This window comes from Anoxynatronum sibiricum, assembly GCF_039414295.1.
GTDB lineage: Bacteria > Bacillota > Clostridia > Peptostreptococcales > Tindalliaceae > Anoxynatronum > Anoxynatronum sibiricum.
Genome location: NZ_JBCITM010000008.1, coordinates 11977 through 35058, shown reverse-complemented (window position 1 = coordinate 35058; position 23082 = coordinate 11977). Strand labels below are relative to the sequence as shown.

The following is a 23082-nucleotide window of genomic DNA, read 5'->3' as shown; positions in this document are numbered from 1 at the left end:
ATTGAACAAAAAAAGCCTGTTATGGATGTTGACCGTAATATTGATTATTTCCATGGTGGCCCTCAGTGCCTGCGGTTCTTCTGATCCTGCGCCCGCACCGGAGAGCGGCAACGGAGAAGCTGCACCGGCACCGGGTGCTGCTCCGGGTGCCCGCACCGACCTGATCTGGGGTGCCATGCAAGACCCGGATTCCCTTGACCCCCGTCTCACCACCTCTTCATATGCGGAAGAAGTGCTGGAGCTGGTGTTCAACTCACTCATCTACCCTGATGAGAATCTGGAAATGCAGTTTGACCTGGCCACAGGAATGGAAACCCCCGACGACCTGACCTATATCTTTACCCTGCGGGAGGATGTCACCTGGCATGATGGCGAGCCGTTGACAGCCCACGACGTGGTGTTCACTTATGAAACAATTCTAAACGAAGATTTTGGTTCTCCCCACCGTACCCGTACCCATGTGTCCACGGTGGAAGCCCTGGATGACTACACGGTGAAATTCACCACAGAAACACCCAACGCTGCCGCCTGGACCAGCCTGCGCCGGTTCATCGTTCCCCGGCACCTGGCACCTGCCGAGCCTTACGAAGACGGTCAGGGCACCTTCGCTTTCCAGCCGGTGGGCAGTGGTCCTTTCAAGCTGGTGGAATGGATTCCCAATGATTACATTCAACTGGAACGGTATGATGACTATTTCGAAGGCCCAGCCATTCTGGAAACCATCCTTCGCCGTGAGATTCCTGAAGGGGAAACCCGGTTTGCCGAGTTGTTGGCAGGGAACATTGACTTCACCTATCCCCCTGAGCGGGAAATTGACACCCTCATTGAAGACCCGGATTTTACGCTGGTGATGTCCCAGACGCTGAATTACTTCCCCCTGGCCATCAACCATGCCTACGCAGGCAGCGATGTGCTTAATGACGTGCGTATTCGTCAGGCGCTGAACTATGCCCTTGATAAAGAAGCCATTGTGAAGCACGTGTGGCCCACGGCCTCTGTGATGCACAATCCCATTATTGCGGGCACCTGGGCCTACGACGATGAAGCCACCTACAAGTATGAGTACAACCCTGAAAAGGCAAAGCAACTGCTGGAGGAAGCCGGTTACGGCGATGGCCTTACCCTGACGGTGACCATGTCCAACAGCACTGAGAATATCGAGTTTGGTGAGCTGGCCCGTAGTTTCTACGGCGATGTGGGCATTGAACTGGTGCTGGAAACCATGGAGTTCAGCTCAGCCCTGGCGAAGATTCTTGACGGTGATTTCCAGTTGTATCATATGGGTTCCACCGGCATGTATGATCCCCACGATTTCATGAGCCGTTTCATCAACGGAACAGGCACCACCGCTTATAATCACCCGGAAGTCAACCGTCTGGTGGAAGAGGCTGTTCAGATCATTGGTGACCAGGACGCCCGTAAAGCCCTTTACTCAGAAGCTCAGCGGATCATGACGGAAGATGCCTACAATGTACCCCTGCGCAACAGCCAGATGTGGATGGCCTGGAATGCAGATTTTGAGTTCGACTATAACTTTGTGGTGCGCAGTCGAAACTTGAAAGACGCCTACTGGAAGCAATAGCACCCGCTCCTGATCAAAAGCACAGGACTAAGGTACAGAACCAAGGACGCGAAAGAAATTCATGAATGAACTGCTGTGGGAGCAGGCGTGGACGCCACCCTGCTCCTTTTCTCTGAAAAAATCATTCCGTAAGGAGTGTTACCATGCATATTTACATCATGAAACGACTGCTCCAGGCCATCCCGGTCATCTTCCTGGTGACGGTGCTCACCTTTTCCCTGGTGCATCTGGTGCCGGGGGACCCGGCTCTTATGCGGGCAGGAGAAGACGCCACCGCCGAACAGGTGGAGGCCATTCGGGAAGCCATGGGGCTGAATGAACCCATTCACAAGCAATATATCAAATGGGTCAGCGGCATCGTAAGAGGCGACATGGGCTACTCGCTGCAGGACGGCCGCCCTGTCTTTTCCACCCTGATTCAGCGGTTGCCCGCCACCATGAAGCTGGTGATGGCTTCCTTCATTGTATCCATTGGCATTGGCGTTCCCGTGGGCATTTTATCAGCGGTGAAACAAAATACCTTTGCCGACTCTTTTGCCCGGGTGTTTGCCCTGCTGGGCATTTCCATGCCCAATTTCTGGATGGGGCTGATGCTGATGCTCATCTTTTCCTACTCTTTGCGCATGCTCCCCGCCAGCGGCTCCGGCACTCTGGCCCATCTCATCATGCCTGCCATTGCCCTGGGAATGCCGGGAGCGGGCATCATCACCCGCCTCACCCGTTCCAGCATGTTGGAGGTGATGAAGCAGGATTATATTCGCACCGCCCGGGCCAAGGGATTGCGCCGCCAGCTGGTGATCTACAAACACGCACTGAAAAATGCCATGCTGCCGGTGGTCACAGTGATCGGGGTGCAGCTGGGTTCCCGGCTGGGCGGGTCGGTGATCGTGGAAAGCATCTTCGCCTATCCGGGCATCGGCCGTTTTGCCTACACCCGGCTGCTGGCCAGGGACTACCCCATGATTATGGGCAATCTGTTCATCTTCGCCATGATTTTTATCCTGATTAATCTCATCACCGATATTCTCTACGGATTCCTGGAACCTCGAATCCGTTACGACTAATGAACCGACGGGAGGGAAACGTCCATGACATCATCCAATCTGCAATCACCCATGCCTGAACCGCCGGTGATGCCTGCTGAAGTCACCATTCAACGCAGTACCAGCTTTCGGGATGACGCCCTGCGCCGGTTCAAGAAGAATCCCACCGCCATCTTTGGGCTGGTGATTGTGATTCTGTTCCTGCTCCTGGCCATCTTCGGGCGGCAGCTCACCCCCTTTGATCCCTTTGCCCAAAACATCCGCAATGCTCATCAGGCCCCCGGGGGCGAACACCTGCTGGGCACCGACTTTTTCGGCCGGGATGTCCTGAGCCGTATTATTTATGGGGCCCGCATCTCCCTTTTTGTCGGTGTCAGCGTGGTAAGCATTCAGGCGGCCATCGGTGTGGTGGTGGGCCTGGTGGCCGGCTACTACGGCGGAAAAATTGAAGCCGTGATGATGCGGCTGGTGGATGCCTTCATCGCCTTTCCCGGCATCATTCTCGCCATGGCCATCATGGCAGTGCGGGGACAGGGGATCGAAAACGTGATTTTCGCCCTTTCCTTTGCCGGGTGGCCCACTTTTGCCCGGCTGGTGCGCAGTGAAGTGATTTCCCTGAAAGAGCGGGAATATGTGCAGGCGGCCCGGGGGCTGGGGTTTCATGACGCCAAGATTATGTTTAAACACATTCTTCCCAACTGCCTGGCCACCATCATTGTGTACGCCACCATGGGAATTGCCAATCCCATCATCGCCGAAGCCGGCCTCAGCTTTCTTGGGTTGGGAGCCACTTCAGAACAGGCCACCTGGGGCTTTCAAATGTCCCTGGAACGCCAGTACATGCGCACAGCCTGGTGGGGAGTCACCTTTCCCGGGCTGGCGGTGATGATTGTGGTGCTGGGTTTTAACCTGCTGGGCGACGGACTGCGGGACGTGCTGGATCCCCGCATGAAAGAATAGCTGGAGGAGGGGTTGACATGCAGACGCATTTATTGGAACTGAAAGACCTGACCACTGAGTTCAGCACCCCCGACGGCGTGGTGCGGGCAGTGGATCAAGTCAGCTTTTACATCGATCAAAAAGAAACTGTGGGCGTGGTGGGCGAATCGGGCTGTGGCAAAAGTGTCACATCCCTGTCCATCATGGGCCTGGTGGCTCACCCGGGAAAAGTGAAGGGGGAAATCCACTTTGACGGCAAAGATCTGACCAAGCTGTCGGAGCGGGAAATGCGCCGTATACGGGGCAATGAGATTTCCATGATTTTTCAGGAGCCCATGACCTCCCTGAACCCGGTGTACACCATCGGTAACCAGTTGTGTGAACCCCTGCGCCTTCATCAGGGAATGAGCCGAAAGCAGGCCTGGCAGACGGCCGTTGAATACCTGGCCCTGGTGGGCATTTCCTCGCCGGAAAAGCGGGTGGCGGAATACCCCCACCAGCTGAGCGGCGGCATGCAGCAACGGGCAATGATCGCCATGGCCCTCACCTGTAACCCCAAGCTTCTGATTGCCGACGAACCCACCACCGCCCTGGATGTCACCATTCAGGCCCAGATCCTGGAACTGATGAAGGATCTGAAGGAACAGCTTTCCACCTCCATTATGATGATCACCCATGATCTGGCAGTGGTGGCAGAGATGTGCCAGCGGGTGATTGTGATGTATGCCGGTCGGGTGGTGGAAACAGCCCCCGTGCGCCAGATTTTCCGTGAGCCGGGGCATCCCTATACCGAAGGCCTCATCCGTTCCATTCCCAAACTCCATGAAAAAGAACAGCGCCTCTACGAAATTAAGGGAGTGGTTCCCAATCCCCTGAATGCCCCCAAGGGCTGCAAGTTCAACAACCGGTGCGAATTTGCCACCGACAGGTGCCGTGAAGCAGAACCAGCCTTGCTGGAAGTGGCGCCGGGCCATGAGGTGCGGTGTTTCTATCCCCGCCATGGGAAGGAGGTGGCCCAGTGAATCCAGACGGAGAAATGATAAAAACAGATCAGGAAATCAACGCGCCGACCCCAAAGGCCGCTGGCGAAACCATCATGAAGGTGTCTCATCTGAAGAAGTACTATCCCATCAAGGGGGGCGTTCTCTCCCGGGTAGTGGGTCACGTGAAGGCTGTTGATGATGTGAGTTTTGACATTAAGGAGGGGGAAACCCTGGGACTGGTGGGTGAGTCGGGCTGCGGCAAAACCACCACGGGAAAAACCATCATGCGCCTGGTGTCCCACACCGACGGCGAGGTGCTTTTTCGGGGAAAAAATATTTTCACTCTTTCTAAAAGTGAAATGAAGGCGTATCGTAAAGAAGTACAGATTATTTTTCAGGACCCCTACGGTTCTCTGAACCCCCGGCAGACGGTGGGAGACATGCTGACAGAAATCATCACCTATCACCAGCTGGCCTCAGGCGAGGGTGTGCAGCAGCGCATCCGGCAGCTGATGGAGATGGTGGGATTATCTGATTACCACATCGGCCGGTATCCCCACGAATTCAGCGGCGGCCAGCGGCAACGCATCGGTATTGCCCGGGCCCTGTGCCTCAACCCCCGCATGATCATCTGTGACGAGCCGGTGAGCGCGCTGGATGTCTCCATTCAGAGTCAGATTCTCAACCTTCTGAAAGACCTGCAGGCAGAGTTGGGACTCACCTACCTCTTCATCGCCCACGATCTGTCGGTGGTGAAGCATATTTCCGACCGGGTGGGGGTCATGTATCTGGGAAGACTGGCGGAACTGACGGAAACAGACCGTCTTTTTGAAAATCCCCTGCATCCCTACACCCAGGCCCTGCTGTCTGCCATTCCCGTGGCTGATCCGGACCATACAGCGGTGAAGGCGGTACTGAAGGGCGACGTGCCCAGCCCCAGTAATCCACCGAAAGGCTGCGTGTTCCACACCCGCTGCCCCCAGTGTATGCCGGTCTGCTCTCAGGAGATCCCCGTGATGACAGAGCCGGAGCCGAATCACTACGTGGCCTGTCACCTGTACCCCGCTGAACAGCAGCACCAGGGGAAGCCTGAAGAAAACCAGCATTAGAATCATCATCAGTATCAGATTAGAATCAGTACCGGTATCAGATGAGAATCAGCATCAGAACTGGAATGAGGATCAGAAGGAAGCGGCTCAGGCCGCAGTGTGAGGAGCGGTTTCAATGAACAATCAAGCCAACAATCATTTCCACTTTGCCGGCCAAGACATGGTGAAGCTGGCCGGTACCTACGGAACACCCCTGTACGTGGTGTCGGAAGACCTGATTCGGCAGCGGTGCCGGCAGGTGAAAACAGATTTTCTCGATCAGTACCCCGGCAGCCGGGCCGCCTATGCCAGCAAGGCCTTTCTTTCCATGGCCATGTGCCGCATCATCGAAAGCGAAGGACTTTGCCTGGATGTGGTTTCCGGCGGTGAGCTTTACACAGCGGTGCAGGCTGGTTTTCCCATGGAACGGGTGATTTTCCACGGCAACAATAAAAGTCTGGAAGAATTGGAAATGGCAGTGAGCCACCGGGTGGGCCGGGTGGTGGTGGATCATCCTGAAGAAATTGACATGCTGGAGGCGGTGGCCGCAGCAGCAGGTGCCGCCATGACCATTCAGCTGCGGGTGGTGCCGGAGGTGGAAGGGAAAACCCACCGGCACATCATGACCGGCCAGAAGGATACCAAGTTTGGCATCCCCCTGGCACCCGCAATCATTGAAGCCGCCGTCAAAAAAGCTATGGAGAGCCCTCACCTTGATCTGGCGGGCTTCCACTTTCACATTGGTTCCAATCTTTTTGAGCAGGAAGTGTATGTGGCAGCCGTGGAACGGGTGATGACCCTGTGCCGTCAGCTGCAGGAAAGCCTGGGACTGACTGTGCGGGAACTGAATACCGGTGGTGGCTATGGCATTCAATACACCACCGAAGACAGCCCGCATCCTGCCTCCTACTATACCGATGCCATCATGGAAACGGTGAGTGCCTGCGCCGACAGGCTGAAACTGCCGGTTCCCCAGGTCACCATTGAGCCGGGCCGGTGGATTGTGGGAGAAGCGGGCATTACCCTCTACACTGTGGGGGCGGTGAAAACCATTCCCGGAGTACGCACCTATGTGAGTGTTGACGGCGGTCTGCCTGACAACATCCGCCCGGCTCTTTACGGTGCTGTCTATGGAGCGGTGGTTGCCAACAAGATGGATCAGCCCTGCAGTGAAACTGTCACCGTGGCGGGCAAGTGTTGTGAAACCGGTGATATTCTCATCTGGGATCTCAAAACCCCGCCCCTGGAACGGGGAGATGTGCTGGCGGTGCTTAGCACCGGTGCCTACAACGAATCCATGGCCAACAACTACAATCGCCTTCCCCGCCCGGCCGTGGTACTTCTCACCGGAGATCAGGCCCGCCTCATGGTGGACCGGGAAACCCGGGAAGACCTGCTGATGCGGGAACGGCGGGCAGCGGAAATTGCCAATGGATCACTATAATCAGTATGAAATCAACATCAAAACAAAATGAACTTAGAATGAACTTAAAGCGCACCTAAGCTGAGTAAAAACGAAGTCAAATCTGAAGAAATAGGGAGGACAATCATGCTGACACAACAGATCCATTCCCTGCTGCAAAAAACCAACGCCCAGGTGGCGGTGACGGTGAAGGATGTGAGCCGGGGTCAGTGGTTGATTCAGCTGAATGACCATCAACCCATGCCTTCCGCCAGCACCATCAAGCTGCTCATCATGGCAGAGGCCATGAACCAGGTGGCAGAAGGACGGTTTGCCCTTGATCAATCCATTGAAATTCAGCCGGCAGAACAGGTGGCCTACAGCCTGGTGACCGATCTGGCTGCCGGCAGCTACCAGTTCCAGGATCTGGTGCAGCTGATGATCACTGTCAGTGACAACACTGCCACCAACGTGCTCATGGATCTTTTGGGAATGGAACGGATCAACGGCCTGGCGGCAGCCCTGGGATTGAAAAACACCCGACTGCAGCGAAAAATGATGGACTTTGAATCGGCCCGTCAAGGGCGGCAAAACCTGACCACGGCAGGTGATATGGTGACCCTGCTGGAACTGATTCTTCAGGAAAAACTGGCTACTCCTGCCCTGTGCCGGCTGATGCTCACCTTTTTGGAGAACCAGCAGGATCGGGACTCACTGCGCCGCTACCTGCCCAAGAAAGTAAAGGTGGCACACAAAACCGGGGAGCTGCCCACGCTGAACCACGATGTGGGGCTGGTGAGCCTGCCTGATCAGCAATACCTCATCGGAGCTTTTGTGAACGATGCAGTAGATAATCTGGAGGCCAAGCGTCTCATCGGTCACATCTCCCGGTTGGTGTATCATCACATGACCGCCGCTGCCCCTGCCCTGGCCGTGGTCACACCCACCACCGCCCCCATTCAGCTGCATCCCCATTTTCAGAGCGAAATGGCTGATGAGGCCATCAGCGGCATGGTGGTCACCCGGCTGCGGAGCATGGGAGGCGGTTGGCATCACATTCGCACCGACTATGGCTATGAAGGCTACCTCCACGAAACGCAGCTGGTGATGGATGAAAGCCGGGCAGACCGGTGGCAGACCCTGGCGGGGCACCTGATCATGCATCCCCTGGCAGACGTGATGGCCGGCCCCAAATATCAGTACCATGTGATCCAAACCCTCACCCGGGGAAGCCGGGTGCAGTTGACGGGCCGGGTATCGGAAGACTGGTCAGAGGTCATGCTCCCTGCAGGAGAAACCGGCTGGGTGCGCACCGCCTTTATCAGCCCCATGAAGCCTTTGCAACCTGCAGGAACCACCCTGAACGGCGAAGAAGCAGCGGCCCTGCGGCGTAAGCTCATGGAAACGGCGCTGGCCTACCAGGGTGCCCAATATCGCTGGGGTGGCCGCACCTCCCTGGGCATCGACTGTTCCGGACTCTGCTCCATGGCCTATTTGCTCAACGGCCTGGTGATCTACCGGGATGCCGTCATGAAAGAAGAGTACCTGAAACCCATTTCTCTGGAAGCTGTTCAGCCGGCAGATCTGATTTTCTTCCCCGGCCACATCGCCATGTATCTGGGAGAAGGCAAATACATTCACTCCCGGGCCTCTGCCAACGGTGTGGTCATCAACAGCCTGAACCCCGGTGACAGTGAATACGACGGACCACTGAAAGAAAGCATCACCGGCGTGGGAACCATTTTTCGGTGAAAGATGAATCAACCAGCTTGATCCTTTGATGGTTATAATCTAGAAAGCAGAAAAGCCGGGGACTGGTTAGGTTCCCGGCTTTGGTTATTTCCAAGGCTGGCCTTCACCAGATCCCTTGTCTTCATCTATTTTATTGACAGTCTGAGCCGGGGATTGGTTATGTCCCCGGTTTTTCCACTAAATGCTTCCAGTACTTCTTTGGCATGAAACTCCGCTGTACTGTGGGATTGGTCCGCTGGCGGATGGCAATATGCTGGAAATAGGCCTGCCAGAGCTGCTGCAGCTCCTGTTCATCACTGGATATTTCAGGGGTTTCGGCGGCGGGGAGATCCCGCAGTACCCACTGGTGGGTGTCCCAACAGGCGGCCAGTTCCCGGCGCAGGTCATGAATGATCCATGGGTGGGAACTCATGCGCTGTGCAAAATGAGGTGCAATGAGGGATGTCTGATGAAAATCAGGCTCGTAGCGGGCGTAGAGCAGCCCGCCTTTCAGTTCCTGAAACCGGAGGAGGCCCAGCAGGCGGTGGCTTTCCCGGCTCACCTGCTGGCTCATGGTCAATATCGGATGTACCTGAGGATGGGTCATGAGCCCATTGATCCCCGGCCCAATGCGAAAGCCCAGCTGGAGAAAGGGGAGTAGCAAAGTGCCGGCATCGGGTTTTTCCGACAGATGGAGACGGTACACATGCCGCAGGGTCATGGGAGACATTTCCTGGCGGATGAGGGCAAACAGCCGGTCGGCCAAGGCCTGATCGGTAGGGTGAAAGATGGGTTCATCAAAAAGGGCGGGCTGATGAATGTCTTCGGCTTCAATGCGCAGGTTTTCGGTGTTTTCCCGAAGTCCCAGATAGAGGGTGGAGAGAAGTCCTTCGAAAGTGCCGTCATAGAGAAAAACCTTCATGGGAAAGAGCGCCTCCTTTCGTGGGTAACAGCAGCGGACTTTTCAAGGCTGGCCCACTGGCAGGTGGCGGGGAGTCGGTGGCCGGAAGAGGTGACATAATGGCACTGGTTACGCTGGGAATGTCATGAAACCGGCTGAGTATCACTGAAGGTAGTTTTTCTTCGGTGCTTCTTCTGGCGTTCTCACCTGTGCTTCCTGTGATAGTTCCTCCCAAGAGATCCTTCAATCCCCCGCTAAAGGGGGCGGCAGGTGTTTCCTGATGAAGCAGGTCTTCCATCGAAAGCTGGATACCCTGATACCCCTGCTGGGCAAAGGTTTCTTCTGCGGTGAGGAGGCTGTGGATCCGCCGGGGATTAAAATCCCGGCCGCCGGCATATTTTCCCTGGCAGGTGATGAAATACCGGGCCCGCTTCAACACGGCACCGGTGCGTTTCAGGGTGTCATAGGTGAGGGGGCCGTAACGGCGGGAAGAAATGATGCGCCGGGCGCTGGTGGGACCGATGCCGGGAATGCGCAGCAGGATCTGGTAGTCGGCCCGGTTGATCTCCACGGGGAAGATTTCTGGGTTCCGCAGTGCCCACATGCATTTGGGGTCCAGTAACAGGTCCAGTTGAGGGGCTTCATCATGAAGAAGCTCTTCGGCGTCGAAATGATAGAACCGTAGCAGCCAGTCTGCCTGGTAAAGGCGGTGTTCCCGCAGGGTTGGGGGCGGTCCGCCGGGTACCGGCAGCAGGGAAGAAGTGTTCACTGCCATGTAGGCAGAGTAATAAACCCGCTTCATGTGAAATTTTTGGTAAAGCCCCTGAGAGAGGCGGAGGATTTGCCGGTCAGTCTCTGGTGAAGCCCCAATCATCAACTGGGTACTCTGGCCTGCGGGCACAAAAACCGGGGCTTTGCGGTGCTGCCTCTTTTCTTCCCGGCGCTGCAAAATGCCCTGGCGGATTTGATTCATGGGAAGCAGAATGCTCTCCCGCTTTTTTTGGGGAGCCAGCAGGTGCAGGCTTCGCTCTGACGGCAGTTCAATGTTGACGCTCATCCGGTCTGCCAGGCGTCCGGCCTGGGCAATGAGCAGGGGATCGGCCCCGGGAATGGCCTTCACATGAATATAGCCGTTGAAGCGGTGTTCTTCCCGCAGCAGCCGCAGCATCTCCACCATGTCTTCCATGGTTTTGTCCGGCGAATGGCGAATGGCCGCACTGAGAAACAAACCTTCTATATAGTTACGCAGGTAAAAGGCAATGGTCAGGTCTGCCAACTCCCGGGGCGTGAAACTGGCCCGGGGAATATCGTTGGATCGGCGGTTGACACAATAGGCACAGTCATACAGACAGTCGTTGGTCATAAGAATTTTCAGAAGGGAAATGCAGCGGCCGTCATCAGACCAGCTGTGGCAGATGCCTGCCGCCGCTGCGTTGCCGATGCCGCCGGGAGTGTTTTTCCGCCGGCTGCCGCTGGAAGAACAGGAAACATCATACTTGGCACTCTCGGCCAGAATGCTGAGTTTTTCGGATAGCTGCATGAGAACACCTCCGGAGATGGGTACAGTTAATGACCATACATGCCGACGTATGACGTATAAGGCAGGTAAACAGTTGAGGTCAGTATATCACATTTTGCGAAGGGTTAAAAGCGGATGCTTGCAAAAAGCGAACACCCACTGTTCCTGATTTTCCGCCGCATGGAACGAGCTGCGTATGGAATCCTTCGTTGATGCATAAGTCTGGTCTGGATGGGCTGTGTTGTCAGGGGTGCTGCTGGAAGGTGTTTAATGGCTAAGAACCGGTCGTTTCAGGGAGGCAAATGGATGGTGGCACGCAGCATAAAAAATGAAAGTGAAATTGATGCTTGCTTTCCCTAAAATATTATGTTATGATTGAACACGAAGTTAAAAAGTAAAAGAACACAATCATTTGAAGGCCTCTCTTTGCAGGGTATCATCAAATCGGTTTGGACGTGATTTTGCTTTTAACGGAAAGACAAAGGAGGCCAACATATGACTGGCAAAGTAAAATGGTTTAATGCAGAAAAAGGTTTTGGATTTATCGAAAGAGAAGACGGTGACGATGTATTCGTACATTTCTCCGCTATCCAAACCGACGGGTTCAAAACTCTTGACGAAGGTCAAGAAGTAGAATTCGAAGTGGTTGATGGTAACAGAGGACCTCAAGCAGCTAACGTTACAAAGCTGTAAGATAAAAGACCATGAGAAAAAAGGCAATCCGGTTTTCGGAATTGCCTTTTTTTTAGCTCAACCCACCAACTACTCAACTCATCAATTGCCGGTTTTGCCGGTGAAATGAGAAGTGCCGCAAGGACACTTCCAAAGGGGACCGGCTTAAAATGCAGCGTTGGTAAGCATCAAAAGCTGCCGCTGTATTTTTGGCCAGGCCCCCTTTAATGGCAGTGCTGGCTCATTCGTTGACCAGAAAAGAAGCTGTCGGAACCTCCCAACATATCCATGTGGGAGCGTGTGTGATGGAAGTGTAGGCACACAATGAAAATGGATCTTATGACGCAAACGGAAAATACCGAAGGAGATGAATCGATTTAATGAGATTATTTGAAGAACTGGGTGTCAGTGCCCAGATATTGCAAGCGTTGAAACAAATGGGATTTGAAGAGGCCACTCCCATTCAGGAGTCCACCATTCCCCTGTTAATGACAGGCAAAGACGTGATTGGACAGGCCCAGACAGGCACCGGTAAAACCGCGGCCTTTGGAATTCCCATGATTGAAAAACTGTCACGAGATGAAAACTATGTTCAGGGACTGGTGGTGGCACCTACCCGTGAACTGGCTGTTCAGGTGGCAGAAGAACTGAACCGCGTCGGTCAGGTGAAGGGCATTCGCGCCCTGCCCATCTATGGCGGCCAGGAAATCGGCCGGCAAATCAAAGCACTTCGTGCTAATCCCCAAATTGTATCAGGAACACCGGGACGTCTGCTGGATCATATTCGTCGACGCACCCTGCGCCTTGACGGCATTAAAATGGTGGTGTTGGACGAAGCGGATGAAATGCTGAACATGGGCTTTATTGAAGACATTGAGGCAATTCTTAAAGAAGTGCCCCAAGAGCGGCAGACACTGCTGTTCTCTGCCACCATGCCGGCTCCCATCCGCAAGCTGGGCGAACGGTTCATGAAAGAACCGGAAATGGTGAAAATTGAAGCTAAGGAAATGACAGTGGATCTCACTGATCAATGCTATATTGAAGTGCTGGAACGCAAAAAGTTTGACATTCTGTGTAATATGCTGGACATCCATTCACCTGAACTGGCCATCGTGTTTGGCCGTACCAAGAAACGGGTTGACGAAGTTTTTGAAGCCCTCCAAAAGCGGGGATATTCTGCTGAGGCGCTGCATGGCGATCTGACTCAGTCCCGGCGAGACCAGGTGATGCGCCGTTTTAAGCAAAACCGGGTGGACATTTTGGTTGCCACCGATGTGGCTGCCAGAGGACTGGATATTTCTGGAGTGACTCATGTATACAACTTTGACATTCCACAAGACCCTGAAAGCTATGTGCATCGGGTGGGTCGAACCGGCCGTGCCGGTAAAACCGGAGAAGCCATTACCTTTGTCACCTCCCGTGAAATGGATCATCTCCGGTTGATTGAAACCAGCATACGCAAAAAGATTCAGCGGAGACAGGCCCCCACACTGACCGATGCCCTTATGGGGCAGCAACAGACGGCTGTGGAAAAGCTGCTGGAGAGCATTGAACGGCAGGACTATCTGGAATACCAGGAAACCTCCCGTCAATTATTGGAAGAGCATGATTCCACTGCATTGGTGGCTGCGGCTCTGAAGATGATCACCAAAGAACCGGTGACAATTCCGGTGAGTATCACTGAACATGCACCCCTGCGCTCCAAAAAATCCCAGCAAAGCAGCTGGAAGGGCGGCAGTAAGAGCAGCGGCGGCTATAAAGGCAAGAGCGGCGGCAGCACTGGTGGCGGTGGCTACAAAGGTAAAAGCACCGGCGGCTATAAAGGCAAAAGCAGCGGCACCGGCGGCTACAAGGGTAAAAGCAGCGAGCGCAGCCAGCGTGACGGCAATTATTCCCGCAGCAGGAAGCCGGAAGACGGCAGCCGTGGTTCCCGCTGGGAGTAAACATTCACAGCTTTCACCTGCTGACTCATGAATCGAACACACGGGAAATGGCCAGTAAAAGCCTCCCGTGTGTTTTTTCGGTTTTAAATGGAATGCTTGGCTGAAAATGGTATAATTGAATGAAATCTTCAATCTCGCAGGTCGGAGCTGCCGGTGGAACACGGAACAATGGGTTGGCAGCCGGAGGAGGCACAATGCATGAAGACAACCAATAGGACGAAAAAGCTGGAGCAGATGGAGCAACTGAAGCTTTTTCAGAAGATCGTCAATGGACTGGATTATCCCTTCTATGTGATCGATGTCAACAACTATGAAGTGATCATGGCCAACAAGGCGGCGCTGGCAGGACGGGAGCACCTTCCTGAGAAAATCACTTGCCACAAACTGACTCATGGCACCGATATCCCCTGCGACCCCGAAGAGCATCCCTGTGCCCTGTTGGCGGTGATAAGAAGCGGAAAAGCGGTTGTGCTGGAGCATATCCACGTTGATGCTAAGGGAAATTCCGTTGATGTGGAAGTGCATGCCCATCCGCTTTATAATGAAGAAGGAGAAATCGACCAGGTGGTGGAGTACAGCCTGGACATCTCTGACCGGAAAGAAATGGAACGGCTGTTGGCAGAGAGTGAAGAAATAGCCCGAAAACTGACGGCTGCCATGGACCAAACGGCTTCAACGGTGGTGATCACCGACAGAGAAGGACGCATTGAATATGTGAATGCTGCTTTTACCCGAGCCAGCGGGTATACCCTGAAAGAAGTGAGGGGAGAGAATCCCCGCATATTGAAATCGGATGATAAGTCTTCCCATGAATACAGGGAACTATGGGAGACCATTTCTGCCGGAAGGGATTGGCGGGGGCGGTTCTGCAATCAAAAAAAAGATGGCGGACTTTATTGGGAAGAGGCCAACATCTCTCCCATTTTCAACACAGCGGGGGAAATAACCCATTTCATTGCCGTCAAAGAAGATATCACTGAACAGCGCAAAACAGAAGAAGCGTTACGAAAGAGTGAATCCCTGCTGCGGGCTTCACAGACCATCACTCGCACCGGTGCCTGGGAATGGGATGTGGAAAATCAGACCATGTATTGGACGGATGAAACCTACAGGCTTCATGGTATGGAACCAGGAGAAGTGAAAGCTGGTTCGCCGGAACACATTGACCAAAGCCTTGCAGGCTACAACCGAGAAGATATTCCCCGCATCTCCGCTGCTTTTCAGGCCTGCCTGGAGGCTGGCAAACCTTATGACATGGAACTTCCCTACACCACCCGAAAAGGAGAAAAGATCTGGATACGCACCTCAGCGGAGCCGGTGATTGAAAAGGGTCGTGTGACACGGGTGATTGGAACCTTCATGGATATTACCAGGCGCAAATCAGTGGAAGCAGAACTGAAGAAAGCCCGTGACGAAGCCCAAAAGGCCAATGAAGCCAAATCCCGTTACCTTGCCAATATGAGCCATGAGATTCGCAACCCCATGAATGCGGTGATCGGCTTGACGCATCTGGCCCTTCAAACCCAGTTGACACCTCAACAGGCTGAATATCTGCACCGTATCGACCAGTCGGCCAAAGCTCTGCTGGATCTCATCAATGATGTGCTGGACTTTTCCAAAATCGAAGCAGGGAAAATGGAGCTGGAATCTGCGCCGGTGGATCTGGAGACCTTGGTGGAACAGGTGAAGACTGTTGTGGAGACCATGGCCCGGGAAAAAGGACTGGCCATTCATTTTCAGATAGCACCGGATGTACCCCAAAACGTGAAGGGTGACGCGGTGCGTCTCAGTCAAATCCTCATTAATCTGATGAGCAATGGGGTGAAATTCACAGAAGCCGGCAGCGTCAGTCTTTCTGTTCGTACCGGCGGCTCACTGAAGCCTGGCGAAGAAAAGCTGGTGTTTGTTGTGGAAGATACCGGGATTGGCATGACACCCCTCCAGTTGAAGCATTTGTTTAATCCTTTTCGACAGGGAGATGTATCCACTACCCGGCGCTTTGGGGGCACCGGGCTGGGACTTTCCATCTGCCGCCATTTGGCAGATCTCATGGGTGGAGAACTGCTGGTGAAAAGTGAACCGGAAAAGGGGAGCACCTTCCAGTTCAGTGTGACACTGCCGTTGGCGACTACCCTGGAAGCACCGGCAGAAGCTGTCGGCATGGCCACTCCCGAAGAAATGTCCGAAAATCTTGTAGGGCTCCGGGTGCTGGTGGTGGAAGACCTGGAGGTCAACCAGATGGTAGCCAGGGGAATTTTGGAAAACTGGGGCGTTGCGGTGTCGGTGGCTTCAAGTGGTTATGAAGCACTGGAAATGCTGAAAAAGGGCACTTATGACCTGGTGCTCATGGATATTCGCATGCCTGGCATGAGCGGGTTGACTGCAGTCCGTCGAATTCGGCAGCATGATCAATGGAGAGACCTGCCGGTGATCGCCATGACTGCAGAGGCCATGAGCGGAGACCGGGAGGAAAGCCTGGCAGCGGGCATGAATGACCATGTGCCCAAACCCATTGAGCCACAACAACTGTATCGCACGTTACTCAGGTGGTGTCTCAGAAAGCAAAGCGACATCATCGGGGAAGCAACAGAAGATGCCAGTCTGGCAACCACTGCCATGAAAGTGACAGATCTTTTGCCGGAGAGTCTTCCAGGCATCGACGTGGCAGAAGGTCTGGAACGATTTCTGGGAGACCGGGAAGTGTTTATCCAGATTCTGGAACATGTCTATGAACATCGATGCAAAGAGCTGAATGCCCTGCGCCAGGCCGTTGATGAAGAAAATTACACAAATGTTCGTTTCCTGACCCATCGCATCAAAGGGATGGCCGGCAATATCAGTGCTTATCGTCTTCACGAAACAGCCCAGGAACTGGAAAAACTCCTGGCTGACCAGCAGCACACCCATCTGCCCGCTGCTTTCGGAGAAATGGAAGAAGCCATGATAGAAATCATTGAAGGCCTTGAGCCGTTGGTGGAAGGAAATAAACGAAATCAGGAGCGTTGGAATGACACAGATAATCTATGATTTTGAATTTAACACTGCTTTTCGCATTGACAGACAGACCCGCAGGCTGCTGAAAGGTGATGCTCATCCGGAGTGCCCACAGGAAATCATTGAAATTGGCGCAGTCAAGCTGAATGATGAACTGGTCATCGAAGACACTTTTCAGATGATGATCAAGCCCACACTCTACCATAAAATGCATCCGAAAATCCGGCAAAAAACCAAAATTACAGCTGAAGAACTCCAATATGGGGTGCCTTTTCCCGAAGCCATTGAGGCTTTTCGGGAATGGATGGGTACCGGTGAAATCGTGATGGGCTCCTGGGGCATTGATGATCATCAGGAACTGGTGCGAAACTGCCGGTTTCACCGGCTGAATACCGACTGGTTTCAACAGCATGTGGATATTCAAAAACTGTGCATGCGGCATCTGGAGATGCCCAAAGGTCATCAGGTGGGGCTGAAAAAAGCAGTGGAGCACTTTCATATTGAACTGGAAAACAGCTTTCATAAAGCCCTCCATGATGCCATCTATACCGCCCACGTGTACCGTGCCATGAAAACAGCACAGGCAATCGGCCGGCCATCGTGTCAAACATAGCCACAGCAGGAAGGAAGATGCGGGATGGAAAAACACCTTCTCTTTGATTTTGACGGCACATTAGTGGATTCTCTGGGAATCGGCCTGCAAGCCATGAACACCATTGGCCATCGCAAGGGATATCCCCGGGTGAACAGTGAAGACTTGGATGCCTTGTTGCGAAAGCCCATCCGGGAACGATTTCGCCATTACGGCGTACCTATGGTAAAATTGCCGGCCCTGGCTCTGGAATTTTACAGAGAGTACAAGAAAGGCCTGCAGGAGCTCCGGTTTTTTGAAGGCATTCCCGACATGCTTCATCGGCTTCATGAGGCTGGTTGCTGCCTGACGGTGATTTCTTCCAATGACCCGGAAATCATCAAAAACTACATGGTACATCATAACATGAATCTTTTTCATAAAATCATCGGTTCCAACCGTATCTTTGGGAAAGATAAAATCATTCGCCGGTACATGAAACAGGAAAAGCTGGCGCCGGAACAACTTATTTATGTGGGAGATGAACTGCGGGACATTGAAGCCTGCAAAAGAGCGGGCATACCCATCATTTGGGTTTCCTATGGCTTCGACCACGAAGAGCTGGTGAAAGCCGCGGGCCCGGAGTTCGTGGCTCACAGCCCGGCAGAGGTGGTTTCCATCATCAATGGGCTGGAACACACGCTGCTGAAGTAAAGCAATGAATGGTGTGATCTAAAAGGAAGTGTGGCAGATGAGACCTCAGGAAACGATCGTATATTACCTGCTCTATGGATTTGCTTTTATTGCCATGGGTTTGGCAGCATGGCTGCATCAAAAAGATGAGCAAATCAGCAATCTTTCCCTGGCCAATGCGCTGCCTGATTTGGCGGCTTTTGGTGTGATTCATGGAATGACGGAATGGATGACCATGCTGCTGGTCACAGGTCTTTATTCGGATCTGGTGCCAGTCGCTGTGATCATTCGCAGTTTTTTGAAGGTGTTGTCTTTTGTCTTTTTTCTCCGTTTTGGCATGCGTGTCCAGTGGCATCAAAAAAGCATCGGCAGCTTCCGTTTTTGGGTTCCATGGTTTCTTTTTGCGGGGTGGATCATCGGTCTCTGGGTGCTGCTATTACGATTCTGGGGTATCTCTGGATCGGTCGACCTAAGCCTGCTGAATACGCTGGTGATGCGCTACGGCATGGCTTTGCCCGCCGGTATCATCACCTTCGCTGCTTTTCACCGGGATGCCCGGCTGCTGAAACAGAAGCACCGCCACAAGCAGGCGCTGTATACCCGGCTGCTGTCTGTTGCCTTTCTGTTCTATGGGTTGCTGGACGGACTGGTGGTGCGGGAAGCGGCTTTTTTTCCTGCCAGCTTCATTAACCATGCCCTTTTCCTGCAGGTGACGGGATTACCGGTACAGCTCATCAAAGCAGGCCTGGGCGTGCTCATTCTGTGGGGACTGACACATTTATTGAAAGCTTTCCGTGAAGAGGCTGCTTTTAAAATTAACCAGATGGTTCAGGAACGGGCGGCAGTCGAAGAACGACGTCGCATCGGCATGACCCTCCATGACGGCATCATTCAAAAGTTGTATGCCAGTGGGCTGAAAGTGGCTTATCTACTGAAACAGCAGTCAGCGCCTGCACTGGTACAACCGTTGACTGACGTGCAGGATCGGATCAATGAATCCATGGAAATTGTCAGAGAACTGTTGAATCAAGACCATTCAGAACTCATGGAGCCGGAAGCGCTGATGGTACAGATTCGCAGGCTGGTGGAAGAATATCGGCAGATGACCCGGCTAAACATCCACCTGGCCAGTCGCATTCCGCCGCTCCAGCTGGGAAAATTCAGCCCTGAGCAATCAACACATCTCTACTACATCCTTCAGGAAGCGCTGTGCAACATTGTGAAGCACGCAGACGCAAGCCAGGTGCAAATCACACTGGAAGCGACCCTGGCAACGCTGGTGATACAGATTCGCGATAATGGACAGGGCTTTCAGCCAACAGCTGGAACTGGAGAGGGTAAAGGACTTGCCCTCATGCGTCAGCGTGCCCGTGAAGCCGGCGGTTTTCTTGAGGTAAAGAGCACCACCGCCGGTACGCTGGTAAGTCTCCAAATACCATGGGAGGAATGATGTCAATGACAACTGACAACGTGAAGCAGCCCATCGGCCTGATGATTGTTGATGACCACAGCATTGTGCGTGAAGGCCTGCGGTTTCTCATTGAACTGAACGATGATTTTCAGGTGACGGGAGAGGCTGAAAACCTGCCCCAGGCATTGGAAAGGCTGTCAGAAAACCTGCCGGACATTATCATCCTTGACTATCAACTGGCCCAGGGTGACGGCGTCTTGGCCTGTCAGGAGATTAAACGACGCTACCCTGCATTGAAGGTGCTGATACTGACTGCCTTTGCAAAGCCCCATGTGGTGCTGGAAGCGGTGAAGGCGGGAGCAGACGGATTTTTAGTGAAAAGCGTGGACCACGACAGCCTCATGCGGGCCCTGTACGATCTTCATGAGGGCAAGTCGGTGCTGGATGCCGTTGTTACCGATTACGTGCTGGACCGCATTCGTGTGAAACCGTCGAAAGCCGAGTCAATGCTCACAGAACGGGAAGAAAAGATGATCAATCTCATCAGTCAGGGCCATACCAACTACGAAATTGCGTCAGTTCTGGACATCTCAGAAAAATCGGTCCGCAACGGAATCAGCACCATCTTCAAAAAACTGAACGTGTCCAACCGGACAGAAGCGGCCGCATATTGGCTGAAACATCAATATCAGGATTCTTTTCCAGCCGGTGAAAGTAAGCCCGGCGGCGAAATCAAATAGCAAAATCAAATAAGAGGGACATCTCGCCCAGCTGTGGGACATATGCACAGATGTGCAGGGAGTCTCAACTATGATACCCTTAAATCAGGAACGCATGAAAACGTTTGTCGGACAATTAACAATTCATGCCAATTGAATGAAGGGGGAAGAGATCATGAAAAAACATGGATTAGTGATAATGATCATTTTATTGACAGCCGCACTGTTACTCACAGGATGTGGCGATACCGGCACTACGCCGGCCGAGACGCCAGCCACGGGTGGGGAAGCATCCACAGAACCAGCTGAAACTGCTGAAGCGGGAGAAGAAAGCCAAACTGAAGCACCTGCTGAAGCTGCCGGCGACTATGACGACGGCACCTACCGTGGCAATTATAACGATTCCGGTGTGATGCAGGTAGGCGTTCAGTTTCGGCTGACAGAGGGTGTCATCAGCGATGTGCGATACCGCCATCTGTCTTATTCAGGTACCGATTATAACGCTTTGGAAGAGGGTGATCCCTTCCACGGCATCAAACTGCAGCACCAACAGGTGGCAGATTATCTGGAAGGCAAACCGGTGACAGCCATCAACGATCTTTATGCGCCCGGTGATTTTGTGGAAGATGTGGACACCTTCACAGGCGCCACCATTCGCGGCAATAAAATCTTCTCAGCGTTTCAGGATGCGCTGAACCGGGGCGTTTACGGTCCGGACAATGGGGTTACCCGTTCCATGGGCAGTTACGACGACGGCACCTACCGCGGCATTTACAGTGACGCCGGAGAAATGCAGGTGAGCATCCAGTTCAAGCTGGCGAACAACACCGTCAGTGACGTGCGCTTCCGTCATTTGGCCTATGGGGGCACCGATTTTAATGCCCTGGAAGAAAGTGATGCCCTTTATGGGATTTTAAGCCAGCATGAACAAATCGTTGATTATCTGGAGGGCAGGGAACTGGAGCAGATCTTTGACCTTTATGTGCCCGGCGATTTTATTGAAGATGTGGATACCTTTACGGGAGCCACCATTCGCGGGAACAAAGTGTTTTCAGCCATGAAAGACGCGCTGAACAGAGGACTCTATCAGCCAGCAGGCAGCTACAACACCGCCATCAATGCGCCTGACGGCCGTTATCGGGGAACGTATGAAGATAGCGGTGAGCAGCAGGTGAGCATCCAGTTCAATATCGAAAACGGCAACTTCACAGATATCCGTTTCCGACACCTGGCCTATGGCGGCGTGGACTATAACGAGATGGAAGCGGGAGACCCCTTCCACGGTATTCTTCAGCAGTATGAGCAGGCAGCAGCCTACCTTGAAGGAAAACCGGCGGCAACCATATTTGAGTTGCACGCCCCTGGTGATTTTGTGGAAGATGTGGATACCTTCAGTGGAGCGACTCTTCGGGGAAACAAAATGTTCTCCGCCATCATGGATGGCCTGAACAGAGGCATTTACTAAAACCTGACAGCACGATAACTCCGGCCGGAAGCCTTTTCTTCCGGCCTTTTGACGTCTCAGAATAACTGGGTGAATGACAGTAACAAAGAAATAGAGAAAGAAGCTTGCACATTGAAGGGCTTCAGTATATGATGAAGGCTGTCAATGACCAATGGTACCATTAGAACAGGAGAAATAACATGACCACCAAAGCAACCACTTTTCAGGCCTTGGGCCTGCACCCCCAGTGGCTTCAGCAACTGGAAAAACAACAGATCACCCAGCCTACACCGGTTCAGGAAGCGGCTATTCCCCTGCTGTTGCAGGGAGACGATGTGATTGCCCGTGCCCAGACAGGCACCGGTAAAACCCTGGCCTTCCTGCTGCCCATCATGGAAAAGATTCAGACGGAGCAGCGCGTGGTGCAAGCCCTGGTGGTGACCCCCACCCGGGAACTGGCCATACAGATCACCCAGGAAGCCAAGAAACTCACCGAATCCACCAATATCAATCTCCTGGCTGCCTATGGCGGGCAGGACGTGGAAAAACAGCTTCACCGCCTGAAGGGAAACATTCATCTGGTGGTGGGAACACCCGGACGGCTGCTGGACCATCTGCGCCGGGGCACCCTTAATCTCTCAGACCTGAGCATGCTGGTGCTGGATGAAGCAGACCAGATGCTCCACATGGGGTTTTTGCCTGAGGTGGAAGCCATCATTAACCAAACGCCCCCCAGTCGGCAAACCATGCTCTTCTCTGCCACCATACCCGAGGGGGTCCAGAAGCTGGCCAAGCGGTTCACCCAGTCGGCCCGGCAGGTGAGCGTCAAAACCGAAACCGTCACCCTGACTGAAATTCAGCAGCTGGTGATTGAAACCACCGACCGGAAGAAACAGGATGCCCTCTGCCAGATCCTGGGGGAATCCCCGCCCTTTATGGCTATCATCTTTTGCCGCACCCGGCGCCGGGCGGCCGCCCTCAATGAGGAACTGCAATCCTGGGGGTATCTCTCCGATGAGCTCCACGGTGATCTGACCCAGGCCAAGCGGGAAAAAGTGATGAAATCTTTTCGTAAAGCAGAAATTCAGCTGTTGGTGGCCACAGACGTGGCGGCCCGGGGGCTGGACATCGAAGGCATCACCCACATCTACAACTACGATATGGTGCAGGATGTGGATAACTACATTCATCGCATTGGCCGTACCGGTCGTGCCGGGCAGGTGGGCACAGCGGTTACCTTCGTGACACCCAGAGACCGTCAAGTGCTTCATGAAGTAGAAAAAGGCATTCGCATGACCCTCCCCAAGCGGCAGATCGGTCTGAAATTTGGGCATGGCGAAAGAGATCCAGGAGATGCGAAAGAAAAGCAGGGCCATCAGCCGAAAACCGGGAAAGCATCGAAAGACGGAAGTACCGGAAAAAATCGTGGCAGCGCTGGAAACAAAAA

General features: G+C 53.5%; 16 protein-coding genes and 2 pseudogenes. 16 read left to right on the top strand and 2 right to left on the bottom strand.

Going from position 1 to position 23082, the window contains the following annotated elements; all coding sequences use genetic code 11:
* The first annotated feature begins 25 nt into the window (after nt 1-25).
* From AAIG11_RS09145 to AAIG11_RS09115, 7 genes are all read left to right on the top strand, one after another.
* Nucleotides 26-1582: an ABC transporter substrate-binding protein gene (locus tag AAIG11_RS09145; RefSeq protein WP_343185942.1), complete on the top strand. Its 1557-nt coding sequence runs from the start codon at nt 26-28 to the stop codon at nt 1580-1582.
* A gap of 143 nt (nt 1583-1725) precedes the next feature.
* Entirely contained in the window at nt 1726-2646 is a 921-nt protein-coding gene (gene nikB, locus AAIG11_RS09140) for a nickel ABC transporter permease (protein WP_343185941.1), read from the top strand.
* A 24-nt stretch (nt 2647-2670) separates the two neighbouring features.
* Nucleotides 2671-3585 carry an ABC transporter permease gene (locus AAIG11_RS09135; protein WP_343185940.1) on the top strand — a complete coding sequence of 305 codons (915 nt, stop codon included), beginning with the start codon at nt 2671-2673 and terminating at the stop codon, nt 3583-3585.
* 17 nt (nt 3586-3602) lie between these two features.
* Nucleotides 3603-4586, top strand: coding sequence for an ABC transporter ATP-binding protein (locus AAIG11_RS09130; RefSeq protein ID WP_343185939.1), 984 nt, complete (start codon nt 3603-3605; stop codon nt 4584-4586).
* A 14-nt stretch (nt 4587-4600) separates the two neighbouring features.
* A complete protein-coding gene (locus tag AAIG11_RS09125) occupies nt 4601-5656 on the top strand; it encodes an ABC transporter ATP-binding protein (protein WP_343186066.1) in 1056 nt (351 codons plus the stop codon).
* Nucleotides 5657-5771: 115 nt separating this feature from the next.
* Entirely contained in the window at nt 5772-7079 is a 1308-nt protein-coding gene (gene lysA, locus AAIG11_RS09120; protein WP_343185938.1) for a diaminopimelate decarboxylase, read from the top strand.
* Nucleotides 7080-7184: 105 nt separating this feature from the next.
* Complete coding sequence (locus AAIG11_RS09115; protein WP_343185937.1) at nt 7185-8789, top strand: serine hydrolase; 1605 nt, start codon at nt 7185-7187, stop codon at nt 8787-8789.
* Nucleotides 8790-8946: 157 nt separating this feature from the next.
* On the opposite strand, the gene AAIG11_RS09110 is transcribed toward AAIG11_RS09115, so the two are convergent.
* Entirely contained in the window at nt 8947-9690 is a 744-nt protein-coding gene (locus AAIG11_RS09110; protein WP_343185936.1) for a TIGR03915 family putative DNA repair protein, read from the bottom strand.
* 313 nt (nt 9691-10003) lie between these two features.
* Nucleotides 10004-11209: pseudogene (locus AAIG11_RS09105) on the bottom strand (putative DNA modification/repair radical SAM protein); the annotation flags it as partial.
* A 474-nt stretch (nt 11210-11683) separates the two neighbouring features.
* Between AAIG11_RS09105 and AAIG11_RS09100 the strand changes: the two are divergent.
* The 9 genes and pseudogenes from AAIG11_RS09100 to AAIG11_RS09060 all read left to right on the top strand — a co-directional run.
* Nucleotides 11684-11881 carry a cold shock domain-containing protein gene (locus AAIG11_RS09100; protein WP_283409063.1) on the top strand — a complete coding sequence of 66 codons (198 nt, stop codon included), beginning with the start codon at nt 11684-11686 and terminating at the stop codon, nt 11879-11881.
* A gap of 359 nt (nt 11882-12240) precedes the next feature.
* A complete protein-coding gene (cshA, locus tag AAIG11_RS09095; RefSeq protein ID WP_343185934.1) occupies nt 12241-13803 on the top strand; it encodes a degradosome RNA helicase CshA in 1563 nt (520 codons plus the stop codon).
* A gap of 198 nt (nt 13804-14001) precedes the next feature.
* Nucleotides 14002-16830: a PAS domain S-box protein gene (locus AAIG11_RS09090; protein WP_343185933.1), complete on the top strand. Its 2829-nt coding sequence runs from the start codon at nt 14002-14004 to the stop codon at nt 16828-16830.
* Nucleotides 16811-17410 carry a 3'-5' exonuclease gene (locus tag AAIG11_RS09085; protein WP_343185932.1) on the top strand — a complete coding sequence of 200 codons (600 nt, stop codon included), beginning with the start codon at nt 16811-16813 and terminating at the stop codon, nt 17408-17410. Before AAIG11_RS09090 ends, AAIG11_RS09085 begins: the two co-directional genes overlap by 20 nt.
* Before the next feature lie 24 nt (nt 17411-17434).
* Nucleotides 17435-18082: an HAD-IA family hydrolase gene (locus AAIG11_RS09080; protein ID WP_343185931.1), complete on the top strand. Its 648-nt coding sequence runs from the start codon at nt 17435-17437 to the stop codon at nt 18080-18082.
* A 37-nt stretch (nt 18083-18119) separates the two neighbouring features.
* Nucleotides 18120-19511 (top strand): sensor histidine kinase, encoded by a 1392-nt coding sequence (locus AAIG11_RS09075; RefSeq protein WP_343185930.1) that lies wholly within the window; start codon nt 18120-18122, stop codon nt 19509-19511.
* Nucleotides 19512-19516: 5 nt separating this feature from the next.
* The gene (locus AAIG11_RS09070) at nt 19517-20212 is read left to right on the top strand and encodes a response regulator transcription factor (RefSeq protein ID WP_343185929.1); all 696 of its coding nucleotides are present in this window, start codon (nt 19517-19519) and stop codon (nt 20210-20212) included.
* 154 nt (nt 20213-20366) lie between these two features.
* Nucleotides 20367-21656: an FMN-binding protein gene (locus AAIG11_RS09065; RefSeq protein WP_343185928.1), complete on the top strand. Its 1290-nt coding sequence runs from the start codon at nt 20367-20369 to the stop codon at nt 21654-21656.
* A 179-nt stretch (nt 21657-21835) separates the two neighbouring features.
* Nucleotides 21836-22951 (top strand): annotated as a pseudogene (locus AAIG11_RS09060) (DEAD/DEAH box helicase); the annotation flags it as partial.
* Nucleotides 22952-23082: the final 131 nt, after the last annotated feature.

What these genes read in the sequence shown, in the direction of transcription:
- AAIG11_RS09145 (WP_343185942.1), top strand. Translation starts at nt 26, where the DNA reads ATGTTGACCGTAATATTGATTATTTCCATGGTGGCCCTCAGTGCCTGC.
- nikB (WP_343185941.1), top strand. Translation starts at nt 1,726, where the DNA reads ATGCATATTTACATCATGAAACGACTGCTCCAGGCCATCCCGGTCATC.
- AAIG11_RS09135 (WP_343185940.1), top strand. Translation starts at nt 2,671, where the DNA reads ATGACATCATCCAATCTGCAATCACCCATGCCTGAACCGCCGGTGATG.
- AAIG11_RS09130 (WP_343185939.1), top strand. Translation starts at nt 3,603, where the DNA reads ATGCAGACGCATTTATTGGAACTGAAAGACCTGACCACTGAGTTCAGC.
- AAIG11_RS09125 (WP_343186066.1), top strand. Translation starts at nt 4,601, where the DNA reads ATGATAAAAACAGATCAGGAAATCAACGCGCCGACCCCAAAGGCCGCT.
- lysA (WP_343185938.1), top strand. Translation starts at nt 5,772, where the DNA reads ATGAACAATCAAGCCAACAATCATTTCCACTTTGCCGGCCAAGACATG.
- AAIG11_RS09115 (WP_343185937.1), top strand. Translation starts at nt 7,185, where the DNA reads ATGCTGACACAACAGATCCATTCCCTGCTGCAAAAAACCAACGCCCAG.
- AAIG11_RS09110 (WP_343185936.1), bottom strand. Translation starts at nt 9,690, where the DNA reads ATGAAGGTTTTTCTCTATGACGGCACTTTCGAAGGACTTCTCTCCACC.
- AAIG11_RS09100 (WP_283409063.1), top strand. Translation starts at nt 11,684, where the DNA reads ATGACTGGCAAAGTAAAATGGTTTAATGCAGAAAAAGGTTTTGGATTT.
- cshA (WP_343185934.1), top strand. Translation starts at nt 12,241, where the DNA reads ATGAGATTATTTGAAGAACTGGGTGTCAGTGCCCAGATATTGCAAGCG.
- AAIG11_RS09090 (WP_343185933.1), top strand. Translation starts at nt 14,002, where the DNA reads ATGAAGACAACCAATAGGACGAAAAAGCTGGAGCAGATGGAGCAACTG.
- AAIG11_RS09085 (WP_343185932.1), top strand. Translation starts at nt 16,811, where the DNA reads ATGACACAGATAATCTATGATTTTGAATTTAACACTGCTTTTCGCATT.
- AAIG11_RS09080 (WP_343185931.1), top strand. Translation starts at nt 17,435, where the DNA reads ATGGAAAAACACCTTCTCTTTGATTTTGACGGCACATTAGTGGATTCT.
- AAIG11_RS09075 (WP_343185930.1), top strand. Translation starts at nt 18,120, where the DNA reads ATGAGACCTCAGGAAACGATCGTATATTACCTGCTCTATGGATTTGCT.
- AAIG11_RS09070 (WP_343185929.1), top strand. Translation starts at nt 19,517, where the DNA reads ATGACAACTGACAACGTGAAGCAGCCCATCGGCCTGATGATTGTTGAT.
- AAIG11_RS09065 (WP_343185928.1), top strand. Translation starts at nt 20,367, where the DNA reads ATGAAAAAACATGGATTAGTGATAATGATCATTTTATTGACAGCCGCA.